The sequence below is a fragment of the Leisingera caerulea DSM 24564 genome (assembly GCF_000473325.1).
Classification (GTDB): Bacteria; Pseudomonadota; Alphaproteobacteria; order Rhodobacterales; family Rhodobacteraceae; genus Leisingera; species Leisingera caerulea.
In genome coordinates this window covers 298,878-314,691 of record NZ_KI421513.1, presented here as the reverse complement: position 1 = coordinate 314,691, position 15,814 = coordinate 298,878, and the positions used below count along the sequence as shown (strand labels likewise).

Genomic DNA, 15,814 nt, shown 5'->3' with positions numbered 1-15,814 from the left:
GAAAGCATTAACAATATGCGGATTCGCCGCCGGGGGTAATTTCCCGCGCCGGAGCCGCTTTTTCCGACGCTTAGACGCCACACGACTCAAAGGACCGACACATGAGCCGCTTTGCCGCCCCCATTGCCGAGCAGATCTGGGATATGAAATACCGTTTCAAGCAGGCCGATGGCGCGCCGATCGACGTGACCGTCGAGGATACCTGGCGGCGGATTGCGCGGGATCTGGCGCGGGCGGAAAAAGAGCCGGAAGCGTGGGAAGAGAAGTTTTTCGGCGCGCTGGAAGACTTCAAATACCTGCCGGCGGGCCGGATCACCGCAGGCGCCGGCACCGCGCGCCAGGTGACCTTGTTCAACTGCTTTGTGATGGGCACCATCCCGGACAGCATGTCGGGCATCTTCGACATGCTGAAAGAGGCAGCGCTGACGATGCAGCAGGGCGGCGGCATCGGCTATGACTTCTCGACCATCCGGCCGCGCGGCGCCGATGTGAAGGGCGTGGCGGCGGATGCCTCCGGCCCGCTGTCGTTCATGGATGTGTGGGACGCGATGTGCCGCACCATCATGTCGGCCGGCAGCCGCCGCGGCGCGATGATGGCGACCATGCGCTGCGACCACCCGGATATCGAGCAGTTCATTACCGCCAAATCCGACCCGGCGCGCCTGCGCATGTTCAACATGTCGGTGCTGGTCACCGATGCCTTCATGGAAGCGGTGAAGGCAGATGGCTCCTGGGAGCTGGTGTTCGACGGCAAGGTCTATCACACGGTCGAAGCACGCGATCTGTGGAACAAGATCATGCAGGCGACTTATGATTACGCCGAGCCGGGCGTGATCTTCATCGACCGCATCAACAAGGCCAACAACCTCAACTACATCGAGAACATCTGCGCCACCAACCCCTGCGGCGAGCAGCCGCTGCCGCCCTACGGTGCCTGCCTGCTGGGCTCGATCAACATGGCGCGGCTGGTAGCTAATCCGTTTGAGAAAGACGCGCACCTGGACCAGGAGATGATGCAGGAGCTGGTCGCCACCGCCGTGCGGATGATGGACAATGTGGTGGACGTCTCCAAGTTCCCGCTGGACGCGCAAGCGGAAGAGGCCAAGAACAAGCGCCGGATCGGCCTGGGCGTCACCGGCCTGGCGGATGCGCTCTTGATGCTGGGTCTGGAGTATGGCTCCGACGAAGCGGCGCGTCAGACCGACCGCTGGCTGCACGCAATTGCCCGCGCCGCGTATCTGGCGTCGGTGGAATTGGCCAAGGAAAAGGGCGCGTTCCCGCTGTTCGACGCGGAGGCCTATTTGAACTCCGGCAACATGCTGAACATGGACGAGGACGTGCGCGATGCCATCCGCGAGCACGGCATCCGCAATGCGCTGCTGACCTCGATTGCGCCGACCGGCACCATTTCCCTTTACGCGGGCAACGTGTCCTCGGGCATTGAGCCGGTGTTTGCCTATGCTTATACCCGCAAGGTGCTGCAGAAGGACGGCAGCCGCACCGAGGAGGAAGTGGTCGATTACGCGGTGCAGATGTACCGCGAGAAGTTCGGCGCCGGCGCGAAGCTGCCCGATTACTTCGTCAACGCCCAGACGCTGAGCCCCGCGGCCCACGTCAAGATGCAGGCGGCGGCGCAGAAATGGATCGACTCGTCGATCTCCAAGACCATCAACTGCCCGGAAGACATTTCCTTTGACGACTTCAAGGATGTCTACATGCAAGCCTGGGATCAGGGCTGCAAGGGCTGTACCACCTACCGCCCGAACGACGTGACCGGATCGGTCCTGTCGGTGAGCGAAAGTGCCGACACCGCGCCGGGCGAGACCGCCAAGGCGCCGCATGAAAGCGACGTGGACGAGAACGGGGCCGAGGTCGTCTATATGTCCGAGCCGCTGGACCGTCCGCAGTCGCTGGAGGGCCATACCTACAAGCTGAAATGGCCGGATTCCGAGCACGCGATCTACCTGACCATCAACGATATCATCATCAACGGCCACCGCCGCCCGTTCGAGGTGTTCATCAACTCCAAGAATATGGAGCACTACGCCTGGACCCTGGCGCTGACCCGGATGATTTCGGCAGTGTTCCGACGCGGCGGCGACGTGTCGTTCGTGGTTGAGGAGCTGAAAGCGGTATTCGACCCGCGCGGCGGCGCCTGGGTGCAGGGCAAATACATCCCCTCGATCCTGGCGGCGATCGGCGGTGTGATCGAGACCCACATGATCAAGACCGGCTTCCTGGAAGGCGAGGGCATGGGGCTGAAATCCGACCCGCAGGCGCAGGTGGTGAACCTGAACGCACCGCGCGGCAAGGCGTGCCCCAGTTGCGGCCAGTTCGACATGCAAATGGTCGAAGGCTGCATGACCTGCCGCAGCTGCGGCCATTCGAAGTGCGGGTGAAGGCCGGGCAGTTATAGAGTCAGAGAAGGCAAATGAATGCGCAAACGAAAGCAAAAGTCTGCGCAAGGGGTGTCAAGGGGGTAAATGAATGCCCTTTCGGCCCTCAGCTCTGGCCACCTTTTTGAACTTATTGAGCTGGCGGAGCATTGCTCCGCCAGCTCTTTGTTTCTCGGCTGGGCCGTGTTCCACCCCCAAAACAAAGGGCATTTCGGAACTTTTTGTCCGCGTTGAGGGCGACAGGCGTCGGTTGACGCAAGCGCAGGCTGAACCTGCGTGTCTCGATCGGAAGCTAGCCTTCACTGAAGCGATTGAGGTGGCAGACGTCCGTCATTGAGCATGAGCGGCGCACCACGTTTATGATCAAGGCGACAGAACGAACGGCAAGATGGGATTAAGAGTAAACCCCATAGTCCATTCTGGCGATGTGGTCTTCAATTGCTTTGGTTCCAGCAGCTGTCCCCAGAAGGTCGATGGGCCTTCGCCGGTCGAGACCGAATGCAGGTTCCAGAAGCCACGCCTTTGCCAGCTTCTGGTCTCCCAAAACGTCCGAAGCCTTGGAAAGGATGTCGGCAAAGCGCCAGATCCGGCTGCCAAGTTCCATTGAAAGCGTCTTTCTTTGGGCTCCCGGTTTCCGCCGCATAAGCTTGCGATGACTGAGCCCCACAGCCTTGTGAAGTGCGTCACCTGTCGTAAGCACCTGCACCCCGTCTATCAAAAATAAGAGAGCCTGAAGCGGTAGCCCATCTGCGATCAGGTCGTGCGCCTCCAATGAGGTGCGGACTGGACGTTTAATGACCTTGCTTTCGCCAAGCAGATTGCAGACGCGCATAACGTCATTCTGACCCTCCGCCGGACCCTGAGCATCCGCTTTGCGATTTATGCCGGTTGTGGCCATTCAATGCCTCCCTACACGTCGTGCTTGCCAATAATGACAAGTTTGTCAGTGGGCTTTCAATCGGGACGCCAAGATGCAGCCATTGCCCAGCCTTTTGGAAGCCACTCAGGCACATGTATTTTGGGCTTGGCCGATACTGGGTCTACTTTCACGAAAAGCCGTAGGCAGATTGTTCCTAAGCTAGCTAGGCGGATTGCGGTCATTTCTCGGGCGTTGACCGAGCGACGGCTATGCTGCAGGTTTCTCGGACGCCACGCGCGACGTTTGAATGATGCGCGGCATTGCCTGGCGTCGGAGAAGCGCGCAAGCGGGAAATCGCGGTGTTGGAATTGGGCAGACCAGCTGGGTCTATGGGGATTTGAAGGGGTTGATTGCCTTGGTTATTGCTCTGCAGGTTGGCCCAAGCGCGCTCGTTGCAGGCAGCTTCGGTACGGATTCTGCGAGCTTTGATGGGCATGCGCCGCGTCTTGCGGGGGCCGACAACCTTCGCACCACTGCTATCCGGGTTGCAGGCATTCCGGCTTGGCCGCAAGCGGTAACGTGAGCAGCGGCAATTGGACTTCCGGTCTTTGGCGCGCGTGTCATGCAGCGGCCCTCGCTGCTCCTGGCGGCGCTCTGGGGTACCGTTCTGGCGCAATGGTTTCGGAGATGATCAACCGCCCGCCACAGCAGGGGCATGGCAGCGCGAGGACGCGGGCGGGTGCATCGGTGTCACCGGCCGTGCCGCCGTGCCCGAGATCCGGACCTGGCTGTCCGTTCCCGAGCAGTTCCCTGATCCTGGCGATATTGGCCGCACGGTTGCCATTCCGGAAGAAGCCGTAGTGGCGGATGCGATGCTGCCCCTTGGGCAGGACATGGATCAGGAAGCGCCGAATGAACTCGCCGGTCTTCAGGGTAATGGTGGTATGCCTCCCGGGACCGTTGACGCGGTAATCCTTGACCTTGAATGTCACGCTGTGTGCATCGAACCGGATCAGTCGGCTGTTTGAGATCGCGATCCTGTGCGTGTAGCGCGATAGGTACGCCAACACGGCTTTTGGCCCGGCGAACGGTTCCTTGGCATAGACGACCCAGTCGATCTTGCGCAGCGGTCGCAGGAAGGCGTTGAAGACCGCGCGATCGACGAGCTCGGCGTGATCGCCGAAGAACTGAAGCGTTCCGGCATCGTGCAGCCGGGCAAGTCCGTCCAGAATAAGCCGCCGGTACAGGCGGGACAGAACCCGGACGGACAAAAAGAAGTTCCTGCGGCAGTCGATCCACCGCGCCCCGTCCGCAGACAAGCCGCCGCCGGGCACGATCATGTGGACATGCGGGTGGTGCGTCATTGCTGAGCCCCAGGTGTGCAGCACGGACGTGATGCCGACCCGGGCGCCGAGGTGCTTGGGGTCGGCGGCGACCCGGATCACCGTATCCGCGCTCGCCCGCATAAGCAGGTTGTAGATCTCCCGCTTGTTGGTGCGCGCGATGTCGGCGATCGGCTTCGGTAGGGTGAAGACCAGATGGAAATACCGCACGGGCAGCAGTTCGGCCTCGCGCGCCGCCAGCCAGACCTTTGCCGCACCCGCCTGACATTTGGGACAATGGCGATTGCGGCAGGAATTATAGGCGATGTGTTCATGCCCGCAGTCTTCACACCGCGCGGCATGGCCGCCGAGCGCTGCCGTGCGGCAGCGCGTGATGGCGTGCATCACTTTCAACTGGTCGAGGCTGATATGGCCTGCATTGGCCGCCCGCCAGGCAGAACCATGGACCCGGAAGATATCCGCAACCTCCAGCTTCGGCCGGGACAACGCAGTCTATGAGGCGCCTTTCCTGCGCTTCGCCGCGGTCAGGCCGTCCAGCGGGCTCTCCACCGCCGAGATCATGCCGGTGGCAACGCTGGCATAGTGCGCCGTCGTGGTGAGTTTGGCATGCCCGAGCAGCGCCTGAATGATCCGGATATCCACGCCGCGTTCCAGCAGGTGCGTCGCGAAGCTGTGACGCAAGGTGTGCAGAGTGACCGGCTTGGTGATCCCGGCGGCCAGCACTGCCTGCTTGAACAGCCGCGAGATCTGTCTGGCCGAAAGATGCCGCCCGCAATAGCCGGGAAAGAGCGCGCGATCAGGCCCGGACACCCCCCTGTCGTTGACGGTCGGGCGTTCGGTCCACCAGACTCGCAACAGGCTCAGAATATCAACGGGCAGCATCACGTTGCGGTCCTTGCGTCCCTTCGACTGCACAATGCGGATAATGTTCTGTTCCCCGTCGATGTCGCCGACCTTCAGCCGGACGACCTCGCTTGCCCGCAGGCCGCATCCATAGGCGAGTGACAGCATAACACGCGCTTTCAGGCCGGGGGCCATGGCGAGAATGCGCCTGACCTCGTTGCGGCTCAGCACGAGGGGAACCTTCACGGGCTTTTTGAGGTGGAACACTTCGGCCGCAAGGTCATGCCGGCGCAGGGTGACCCGGAACAGGAACTTCAGCCCGGTCATGGTCTGGTTGCGGGTGCAGATACTGGTCCCGCTCTCGATCAGATGCAGCTGGAAATGCTTCACGTCATCCGGTGAAGCTGTCTCCGGAGATCGCCCGAGCCAGGAGGCAAACCGCTTGCAGGCCCGCAGGTGGCTGGTCTGCGACGCAGGTCCGAGATTGCGTGCGGACATATCCGCGATCATGCGCGCCCGAAGGGGTGTCGCCGGTGCAGGGTGCTGATTGGTCATGGGAAAACCCTCTATCAACCGAGGCAAAATCACCTCGGCCAACAGCACACACCCGACCTCCTAAACCGCGAAACAAATACCGCTTCAGCCCAACGCCTGCCACGCAGAGCCCCTATCGCGGAGCGATTTAGTGCGTTGCGCAGATAGCGCCCTTTGCAAACTCGGCCGTGTGACGTAGCCAGCCGAGGTTTTGTGCTGCGGTGCAGCCCGCCGTTTCTGCCGTACGCTGCGGCCGCGAGGTTCTGGAGCCGGTGAACTCACACAGTGCGGGACCTTGCGGTCATTCGCTGCAGGTGCAGCCTGTGCTTCCCGCGCCGTCGCTTCGCGCAGAAAGCGGACCTCGGTCGAGCTGCCCTCGGAAGTCCGCCAAGCGCAGGGAGCGGATCTACTTTAATTGTACAGGTGTTTATCCGAGAATGTACTCAGATCTTTGCAGCAGGTTCTCTACCGCGTTTTTTATTTCCGATAGCTTCTCGTCATGCCCAGTGAGGAAGAGGGCGTGAGTGACCCGGCCATGGAAATTGTTAAGATATGCTGTCGAACTATTCCACCCGGAAACCCGCGCTTGCTCGTTAACCCCAAACTTTGAAATATAGTAATACTCCTGCCGAAGCTTACGCATAAAGTCTCGCCCTGGCCCGAGTTTTTCGTTCACAACGACGCCTGTGACCTTTTGCCTCTGATGCGATCGGATCAGTCGAGTTTTACCGGTGTGCATTTTGAGATCGATATTTCGAAGTTCCCGGTCGATAAATGTAGACAGTTCTTTAAAGTTTATTTCACTTCCCGAGATGGATATATCATCGGCATAACGCGTAAAGCGAAATTTTCGCTTTAAGCAATGAGAAAAAACCACCTGATCGAAATTTGTCATGTAAATATTGCTTAGGTACCCGCTAGTTGGGGCTCCTTGAGGAAGGCAGTTTTCTTTACAGCAAATAGCAGTTAGAAGCATCGAGACGGCACGGGAATACCCTAGGCCCAAAAAATGATTATATACCCACCCGCTACTTATGGAGCCGAAGAAGTCTTTGACGTCGCTCTTAAAAAGATGCGCCTGTCCTCGATGGAAGCGTGCATTGTGCTTTATGGAAGACTTCTTCAGATACGCCTTGGCGGCAGGATGGATGGCCTGAGGCTCGAGAATATTCTTTAGAACCCATCTTTGAATAAAGAGGAGCAAAGGGAGTGGCGCTGATATTTTCCGGGTACCTCCGCCCTTTTTCTTTGCTTGGTGCTCTCTGTAAAAGTGCCGCGGGGAATTGGATATGGCGTAGATGTGCTCCAATCGAATTTGAAGAAGATGTCCAAAATGTTCTGGAGACAAAATTACCGAAAGGCCCTGGCTTTCAAGCCTAGAAATGTACTGGTGAACAAGATCTTTATGACCATCTTCTACGCCATCATCAAATTTGATCTTTAAGTCAGAGAAGTTCATAGTAGGAAGCTCTGGAAGTTACCGAAAATCATAGGAAATATTTGCATAAATTTTCCTAATGAGGACTTGTCCGAATTACCGTCACAGTTTTCGCAGCTCCGCGAGAAAATTGTGACGGTAATGGCTTGTTGTACGTCCGGTCAATGGATGGCGACTCGCCATCCCGGCTTGCAGTGTTAAACTACTCACCACCACTAACCTCCCGAGCCAAAGAGCTCGCGAGAGAGCTTCCTACAATGAACTCCTTGCTATCACCCTTGTCTGGTAGACGGGCGTCTTGTTTGAAGTCGATCAAGGGGGGCTTGCTCGCTCCGTATGCTTTCTTTAGTGCTCGCACACCTTCGCTGGTTAGTCGAGGTCTTTCAGGAGTTTTTTCGACTAGGCCTGCCAGCTCAAGCAAGTCCATTCGCCTTTCTATCGCAAGGCGACCTTCCACGCGCAAAGCGTTCGGAAATGATTGTCGATAATACAACGCTCGCAAAATCCACTTGTACTCAATGCTAAGTTTGTGATTGCGAAGTTTGAGCAGTTCGTCCTCAAAGCCTGCGGAGGCTGTTGATTGTGGGTCCCATCGAGCAACATACCTTGAAAATAAAAGATCGAGCTCTTCACTAGGTGAAGACGCCACTCCAGCTCCTGCTTCAAGCCAGCGAAAAGAACTATCATCATCTGGCAGCAATTTGCTCGCAACCACTGAAGCACTCAACTCATGCTTGGGGACCAAGCCTCGCTGAGTGCGGCTCGCAATTGATTGGATCCGCAGTTCAATTGCTTCCAGCAGTTTGCGAACCCTAAATGCATCCACGTCTGGATAGGCCTTCTCGATCCGTGCGTCAGTCGCAGCTACTTTCATCCCCAAAAACTTAACGTCCTGAGCCACCAATAATACGCCCACATTCAGGGCTTCACCAGCCCACGTATCATGGCGATACTGCAATACGGAGAATGTGTAGTGAACTTCGTTCATGATCTTCGGTTGGCCTCAATTGCTTCTTGAACCACTTCAGCGTTCTCAATTGCCTCAAGGAGATATTCCGAAATTTTGTCTCCGATGCTGCGGGACCAAGTGTCGAACTCTCCTCCCGAGGAGTACGCTTCAATTCTCTCTTGAGGTAAGCGCTTAAACTTTCGCACTATTCCATCAAATGAAATAGCTCGACGTTTCTTGATTTTTTGCCAGAGCGGATGCTCCTCGAACTCTCCACTGTGGTTGGCCACACCATCCTCCATCCAAGGTTTGGGCAAATAGTTGCGCTCCTTTTCAAGCCCTGCTGCTTCGACGAAGCTTTCTTCATGGTCTATCATGCCATATAAGTTGTTTTTTATCAACAGGTTCGGATTGGGTATCACGCGATCCCAGTTCTGGACGAGAGTGTCGAAAAAGTAGATTTCGGCGGCGGTCCTCAATTGAATAATTGAAGCGGGTGCTGCTGGCGTCCATTCAGACCATCCGGTTCCCAAGGAAATCGATCCGATCAGTAGGTCCGGCCCGTTCTGTAGCGATTGCGAGATTGGAATTGCCCCCATTGACAAAGCGTCATCATCTTCGAAAATTTCAGCAGACATCCTGATGAGTTCCGAGGTGACCTCAACAGGTACGATTTTGGCACATGGTAGATGTAGATCTCGTGCCAGATGAGAGGCAAACCACTCGCGCTCTAGGCAGGCAGGTGATTTTTTGTCATGAAACGCTGGTGACTTCAGGTATGCTTCAACAAGAATACCTGAACGGTTGCTTAGCGTTACCATTGGAGGTCGAGCTCTACCACTTGTGGCACGCCTATGGAATCTGACAACCTTCCAATTCATTTAGATCTCAGATTCAATATGGCTTCCATAGGTCGTTGATGCGCACTCAGTCAAAATGAACTAGGTCCTGATGCGCCCCTCGTTGGCCCTCAACCTTATTGGAGAGCCGCAAGCGATACAGGCACTTGTGGCGCTTTAGGCCAATTGGCTGCGAAAATGCCTAGCATGCGCTCGTTGGAACATTCCCGCGAGGGCGACAGCTTGTCAACGACTGTTAGGATGCGACTGAAATCAATGTCCTGGCATCAAGGTTTCTGGGCCGCATCGGTCGCCTTCTCTAGGCTGGCAGGCTCGGTTCGCTGCGCCTGGCTCGACCGTCAGCTTAGGGCTGACACCGGACTGATGCGTATACAGTTCCCAGACAGGGTGTCGGTGACCGCAAAGGGCTCTCTGCCGCCATGCGGTGGCACAGCACCGAGGATCCAGCACCAGCCTGCCCCAGGCCAGTTGTGATCGGCTCAAGCCCAGCCCAAAGCGGCCGCTACCGCTACCGCCGTTCGCCCTCGTCAGCTCCCGCAGGGAGGGGCGGAAACCGGAATTTCGCCGCAACAGCAAAACTGATAGCCACGTCTCGCAATACCCGACCTTCACGGCAGCAAGAACTCGACGCATGTTTACTTTAGTAGTGAACTGACCGTTTGGGCAAAACAAGCCGGTGTATTGGGGCAAATTGGCGTTTCCCGGAGGGGCTGGCTGCCTGTCTTAAACCGAGCGAACACGTTAGATCTGATCAATGGTTTCCTTGAACAGGTACTTCTTGATGCGGGCATACCCGTAACCAATGTGGATCCGCTGCACGAAACCGACAGCCTGAATGTCCTGCTCAGCCAAAGCCGTTTCGAGGTCCACAAGTTCTGCAACCAGGGCATCGGCAACTTCCGGTCCGGCACCGTCCACGACCCTGTGCCACGTGCTGGCGGCCTGGTAATAGGCCTGCGTCCAGAACGAGCGCAGGACTGAGTTTCCGATCAAATCGCTGATAAGAGTGTTGAGCTGATCATTCACGACGACATACTGCCGTGAATCGACTTTCCCGCTGAGCTGATGCGCCTGGGCCAGCAGACCGCGGGCGCGCTCGAGATGGCTCCCCTCGATTTGCGCAGGTGCTGTTGCCCCGATCAATCCCGCCAGATGCAGGCGCATGTCATAAACGTGTGTGATCTTCTCCCGCGGCAGTTCCATGACCACATTACCGACACCGTTGATGGTTTCCACCAGCCCCAGGTGGTTGATCCGGCTAATGGCGTCGCGGACAGGCGTGCGGCTGACGCCGAATTCGTCAGCCAGTTCCGCCTCTTTCAACCGGTCGCCGGGCGTGTAGTCCAGAAAGCAAATCCGTTTCAGGATCAGGTGCTGAATATCCTCAACACCCGGTTTGCGGCCGCCCCATCCGGGAGGGGTCATAGATGTCTCACCAGATGCCAAGCAATCTTCCCTTTCTGCGCAGCTGCGGTTGCTGGTGTCATACCAAGGCAGCCTGCGGCGCAGAAGGACATAAATTCAGTGATCCCGCAACAGTCGGCCGTACCCGGAAATGCGGTCCTGGATGCCGGCCAGTCGCAGAACGTGCCATATCATCGCCTGGTTGGAGCAGATCACCGGCTTGCCCAGGCGCTGCTCCAGTTGGTCGGCGATCTCCAATGACCGCAATGCACCGCAGCTGATGAACAACGCATCGCTGTCTGGCGTGTCTGCCTCCTTGGCAAACTCGGCCAGATACTTAGGGTTGACGCGGACCATGTCGCTGTCCCTCTCCAGCTGAAGCCCCTGGATCTGCGTCACCTGAAATCCTGCCTGTTTCAGGTACTGGACTTCCTGATCGTTGATCTCGTCCAGGTAGGGCGTGGCAACCGCAACCCGTTTGGCGCCGACAGCGCGCAGGGCCTCCAGGACGGCGGTTATCAGGCTGGTGGCCTTGGCCTGCGGCGCGCCCTTGTTCAATTCCTCAGCAACCCGGTCTTCTCCGATAACCAGGCTGCCGGAAGTGCAGCCGTAGCAGATCACATCCAGGCTGCCATCCGGCAGCAGCGTTGAGGCAGCGCGGGCCAGATCCCCGGCATGGCGGCTGAGGCTGTCGACCGTGATGCTGTCCCCGATCCAGGCGCGGGCGAAATGCACTCCAACCCCGTCGGGGCGCAGGAGGAACATGTCGTCCTCAATCGTTTGTTCCGTGGCCAGCAGGACAAAGCCGATCTTGGCCCGGTGGTGGCGGCCCTTATCAAACATTTTCTCTCCGTGACTTGAGGGTGGTGCATGCAGCATATCAATTTGAAGGCCAAAATTTGGAAAAAATCAAGTATTGACGCAATATCTGTACACAGCTTAGCAAATTGCAAGGCTGGAGTTTCGATTCGAGCCGCGACTGAAACACGAACAGGGAGGAAACCTTCGTGGGGATCGCAACACTGATAAAAGCGGGTGCCGCGGCGGCTGGCGTTCTGGCTGCCACGCTGCCTGCGGCGCGGGCTGAAGACTTCATTCTGGGCCATGTGATGGACACCCAGCACATCTTCCATCAGGTGTCCGAGCGCTTCTCGGCACGGCTGGAGGAACTGTCCGGCGGCACGCTGAACGTTGACTACCATCCAGGCGGCGACCTGGGGGATTGGACCTCGATCGTCGAGCAGGTGTCGCAGGGCGCGGTGCAAATGACCATGTCCTGGAACCATTCTGAGCTGGACCCGCGGTGGGATGTGTCAGTGCTGGGCTATGTCGCCAGCGACTGGGAAACCGGGCGCGAAGTCTATGGGCCGGGCTCGGTCATGAACTCCGTCTATGACGGCATCATGAACGATCTGGGCATGGTGCTGCTGGGCACGATCCCGACCGATTTCACCGGCTTTGTGGTGCGCAAGGGCGTCGATGTGCCCACCAGTTTCCCGGAAGAGGCACAAGGCTTCAAGATGCGGGTGCCGGGCATGCCGATGGCGATCGAGCGTTACAAGGCAACCGGCTTTGCCCCGGTCCCTATGGCCTTCAGCGAGGTGCATACAGCCCTGCAGACCGGAGCCATCGATGGCCGCGCCTATTCACCGCCGTCCGAGGTGCTGCTGTTCAAGGATGTGGTCAGCGCCTATGTCTTCACCCGCGAGAACTTCGAGCACACTTTCTGGACAGCCAACAAGCGCTGGTTCGACAGCCTGAGTGAAGAGCAGCAGGGCTGGATTCGCACCGCCGCGGATGAGGCGGTGAACTGGGCCTGGGAAAACGCTGAGGCCGAAAGCCCCAAGTGGTTTGCCCAGATGAAGGAGGCCGGCATCGAGGTTGTCGAGCTGACACCTGAGCAGCTGGAGTCCTACCGCCAGCAGGTGACCGCAGTGGAATACCCCTACATGGAGCAGATCATCGGCGCCGACGTGATGGGCCAGATCAAGGCTGCCGCGGGCACCAACTGATCCCCGCTTTCCCGTGCCCGGGGGGCTGCCCCGGGCACTGCACCGGCTGAGGAGGACGGCGCATGACCAAAGAACTTTTGCACACGGACAGCCTGGACAACGTCCTGACACCTGAGCCGATCATGCCGGCAGGCAGCGATGCTGCGGCACCGGTTTACCGCGGGCTCGGCGTTTTCTATGCGGCTGAAGACAGGGTTGCCCTGCTGATGCGGGTGATGCTGTTCGGTGCGATGATCTCGCTGGGGCTGCTGATGGCGGCGCAGGTGTTCATGCGGTACGTGATCTCCTCGCCCTTTCTGGGGATCGAGGAACTGGCGCCGATGCTGGCCCTTTGGATCTACTTTATCGGCATGGCCTATTGCACCCGCGAGCGCGACCACATCGAGGGCGGCGTGCTGACCCTGCTGACGCAGAGCCGCAAGACCCTGCTGGCGGTGCGCCTGTTCGGCACCCTGGCTTGTCTGGTGACGGTTCTGGTCTTTGCCTGGTTCGCCTGGGATTTCGCTGCCTACAACCTCTCGCTGAACCGCAAGAGCACCTACATGCGGCTGCCCAAGTACATCTGGGATTTCAGCATGGTCTCCGGCTTTGCGCTGATGATCCTCTACCTGGTTCTGCAATTTTTTCTCGAAGCGCGCGCGCTTGTGACCGGACAGGGCGGAGACTGACCTCATGACCTTCTTCCTCATTGCCTTCCTGGCCATCATCTTCCTGTTGCTGATCGAGGTTCCGGTCGGGTTCGCCTTCGGCGCCGGGGCGCTTGGCTACGGGCTGATGTCCGGCACCAATATCTCCTTCCATGCCGGCTACGGCTATTCTCAGGTCAGCGCTTTCTCGCTGCTGGCAATCCCGCTGTTCATCCTGTCGGGCACGCTGATGGGCGCCTCCGGCATCTCCGAGCGGCTGTTGAACTTCGTCAATTCCTTTGTCGGCCGCACCAAGGGGGGCTTGGGCGCGGTGACCGTGCTGACCTGCGCCCTGTTCGGAGCAATTTCGGGCAGTGCTTCGGCCGCCATCGCCGCCATTGGCAAGATCATGGTGCCGCGGATGATCAAGGAGGGCTACCCGCCCGGCCATGCCACCGCGCTTGTTGCTGTGTCCTCGGTGCTGGCGCTGATGATCCCGCCTTCGATCCCGATGATCGTTTTCGCCATTGCAATCAGGGAGTCCGTCGCCAAGTGCTTCCTCGCCACGATGGGGCCGGGCGTGCTGCTGGCACTGATTTATTGCGGGCTGAACTTCTTCTTCCTGCGCAACAACCAGACCATCACAACCGCTCCCAAGCTGCCCTTGCGCGAAACCCTGGCCGAGGCCGCAGGCACCGGCAAGAAGGCCAGCTTGGCAATCATCATGCCGGTGATTGTGCTGGGCGGGATCTACAGCGGTATCGCCACCCCGACCGAGGCGGGTGCGGTTGCGCTGGTCTACACGCTGATCGTGGGCATTGCGATCTACCGCTCGCTGCCGATGCAGTCGCTGTTCAACTCCACGGTTGAAGCCGCGCGGCTGACTGGCGCGATCCTGATGGTGCTGTTCTTCCTGTTCGTGATGAGCCGCGGCATGGTTCTGGCCAAGGTGCCGACCCAGTTTGCCGATCTGCTGCTGACGATTTCCGACAACAAGATTGTCATCCTGCTGCTGATCAACCTGCTACTGCTGATCATGGGCATGATTATCGACGACGTGTCCGGCGGCGTGCTGGCAGCCATCATCCTGCTGCCCGTCACTCAGAAAATCGGCCTGGACCCGATCCACTTTGCTGCCATCGTCGGCACCAACCTTGGCCTGGGCAACATCTCTCCGCCCTGCGCACCGCTGCTCTACATGGCTGGCGGTGTGACCCGCCAATCGCTGTCGGTCTATGTCGGCCCGACGATGAAGTTCCTGCTGCTGGGGCATTTGCCGATGGTCCTGATCGTGACCTTCGTGCCGCCGGTAGCCCTTTTCCTGCCCGGGCTGCTGGGCTGATTTGCCCGCTGTCCGCCACTCAATCCACCTAACAGAAGGAAGTCAGCACATGCTGGAAGAAGCCAAGAAACGCACCCTCATCCTGCAGGACCGCATGCGCCAGGCAGGTATCGGCAAAGCGGTGTTCACCGATGAAAGCTCTATCGCCTACCTGGCGGGCTTCTGGGGCTATCTCGGGATCGAATTCGGCCGTCCCTCGATGCTGGTGGTCGATGCGCAGGACGCGCCGGTTGTCATCACCCCGCTGATGGAATCCGAGATGGTGGCGGAAATGACCTGGGTCGAGGATGTGCAGACCTGGGAAGACATCGGCCCGCGCAGCTGGGGCCGCGCCCTGGCCAATGCCTTGGGCGAAAGTCCCAAGGAGATCTGGATCGAACGAAGCACCATTCCTGCAATCGTGCGCAACCACCTTGATGACACCTATCCCGGCGTGCCGCTCAAGGATATCTCGCCGGTGCTTGGCGCCATGCGCACCATCAAGACACCGTTTGAAATCAGCGTCATGAAGGAAGCAGGACAGATTGCCGGTGCCATGATGGCCGCCGCTCATGACAGCCTGCGCGAAGGAGCGCGCGAGTACGAATCCGCGCTGGCGGTGATCGAAGCAGGCTCGCACAAGGCGGCCTCCTTCTTGACGGACAAGGGCTGGGATCGTTTCGTCTCGCCGATGATCCACAACCTGCAGATCCTGCAGAGCGGCACCGATGCCTCGATGGTGCATCGCCGTGCCAGCGTCAAAGCCTACGAGAAATTCGACCCGGTCTATTTCTGTTTCTGCAACATGGCGCAGTTCAAGCAGTACAAGCTGGGCTTCGACCGGATGTTCCACATCGGCGATGTGACCGACCAGGCACGTGATGTGCAGGAAGCTGCCATTGAAGCGCAGCAAGCCGCGATTGCTGCCATGCGCCCGGGCGTTTTGGCCGAGGATGTGGCCGCTGCCGCCAACGAAGTCTACCGCACTCGCGGTTACGAGACCGGCTACCGCACCGGCCGTTCCATCGGCGTTGCCTATCTGGAAGCCCCGGAGCTGAAGGAAGGCGACAAGACTGTTCTGCAGCCGGGCATGACCTTTGCGGTCGATGGCGGCATTTCGGTGGACGGCGTGACCGCGGGCCGGATCGGCGACTCGGTTGTGGTGACAGAAACCGGTATCGAATACATCACCAGCTATCCCCGTGAAATCCTGCTGAGCAAGGGCTGAG

At 58.7% G+C, this 15,814-nt stretch carries 13 protein-coding genes; 5 read left to right on the top strand and 8 right to left on the bottom strand.

Annotation, left to right across the window (positions count from 1 at the left end; all coding sequences use genetic code 11):
* Positions 1-101: 101 nt before the first annotated feature.
* Complete coding sequence (locus CAER_RS0108705; RefSeq protein WP_027234986.1) at positions 102-2,399, top strand: adenosylcobalamin-dependent ribonucleoside-diphosphate reductase; 2,298 nt, start codon at positions 102-104, stop codon at positions 2,397-2,399.
* 391 nt (positions 2,400-2,790) lie between these two features.
* Here the strand turns inward: CAER_RS0108705 and CAER_RS0108700 are convergent, their stop codons facing one another.
* From CAER_RS0108700 to CAER_RS0108665, 8 genes are all read right to left on the bottom strand, one after another.
* Positions 2,791-3,294 carry an antitoxin Xre/MbcA/ParS toxin-binding domain-containing protein gene (locus CAER_RS0108700; RefSeq protein ID WP_036797184.1) on the bottom strand — a complete coding sequence of 168 codons (504 nt, stop codon included), beginning with the start codon at positions 3,292-3,294 and terminating at the stop codon, positions 2,791-2,793.
* A 581-nt stretch (positions 3,295-3,875) separates the two neighbouring features.
* Positions 3,876-5,084 (bottom strand): IS91 family transposase, encoded by a 1,209-nt coding sequence (locus CAER_RS0108695; RefSeq protein ID WP_027234984.1) that lies wholly within the window; start codon positions 5,082-5,084, stop codon positions 3,876-3,878.
* Positions 5,085-5,090: 6 nt separating this feature from the next.
* Positions 5,091-5,996: a tyrosine-type recombinase/integrase gene (locus tag CAER_RS0108690; protein ID WP_027234983.1), complete on the bottom strand. Its 906-nt coding sequence runs from the start codon at positions 5,994-5,996 to the stop codon at positions 5,091-5,093.
* 406 nt (positions 5,997-6,402) lie between these two features.
* Entirely contained in the window at positions 6,403-7,434 is a 1,032-nt protein-coding gene (locus CAER_RS27830) for a reverse transcriptase family protein (RefSeq protein WP_084299507.1), read from the bottom strand.
* A 181-nt stretch (positions 7,435-7,615) separates the two neighbouring features.
* Positions 7,616-8,401, bottom strand: a complete 786-nt coding sequence (locus CAER_RS29220; protein WP_084299506.1) for a DUF3037 domain-containing protein — start codon at positions 8,399-8,401, stop codon at positions 7,616-7,618.
* Positions 8,398-9,183 carry a HipA family kinase gene (locus CAER_RS0108675; RefSeq protein WP_027234981.1) on the bottom strand — a complete coding sequence of 262 codons (786 nt, stop codon included), beginning with the start codon at positions 9,181-9,183 and terminating at the stop codon, positions 8,398-8,400. Before CAER_RS0108675 ends, CAER_RS29220 begins: the two co-directional genes overlap by 4 nt.
* Positions 9,184-9,963: 780 nt before the next feature.
* On the bottom strand, positions 9,964-10,647 hold the full coding sequence (locus CAER_RS0108670; protein WP_245597341.1) for a GntR family transcriptional regulator: 684 nt from the start codon (positions 10,645-10,647) through the stop codon (positions 9,964-9,966).
* Between the two features lie 96 nt (positions 10,648-10,743).
* The gene (locus CAER_RS0108665; protein ID WP_027234979.1) at positions 10,744-11,469 is read right to left on the bottom strand and encodes a maleate cis-trans isomerase family protein; all 726 of its coding nucleotides are present in this window, start codon (positions 11,467-11,469) and stop codon (positions 10,744-10,746) included.
* A gap of 164 nt (positions 11,470-11,633) precedes the next feature.
* Between CAER_RS0108665 and dctP the strand changes: the two genes are divergently transcribed.
* The 4 genes from dctP (at position 11,634) to CAER_RS0108645 (ending at position 15,813) form a co-directional block, all read left to right on the top strand.
* Positions 11,634-12,638, top strand: coding sequence for a TRAP transporter substrate-binding protein DctP (dctP, locus tag CAER_RS0108660; protein WP_027234978.1), 1,005 nt, complete (start codon positions 11,634-11,636; stop codon positions 12,636-12,638).
* 62 nt (positions 12,639-12,700) lie between these two features.
* Entirely contained in the window at positions 12,701-13,306 is a 606-nt protein-coding gene (locus CAER_RS0108655) for a TRAP transporter small permease (protein ID WP_027234977.1), read from the top strand.
* A gap of 4 nt (positions 13,307-13,310) precedes the next feature.
* Positions 13,311-14,606, top strand: a complete 1,296-nt coding sequence (locus tag CAER_RS0108650; protein WP_027234976.1) for a TRAP transporter large permease — start codon at positions 13,311-13,313, stop codon at positions 14,604-14,606.
* 49 nt (positions 14,607-14,655) lie between these two features.
* Entirely contained in the window at positions 14,656-15,813 is a 1,158-nt protein-coding gene (locus tag CAER_RS0108645) for a M24 family metallopeptidase (protein ID WP_027234975.1), read from the top strand.
* Position 15,814: the final 1 nt, after the last annotated feature.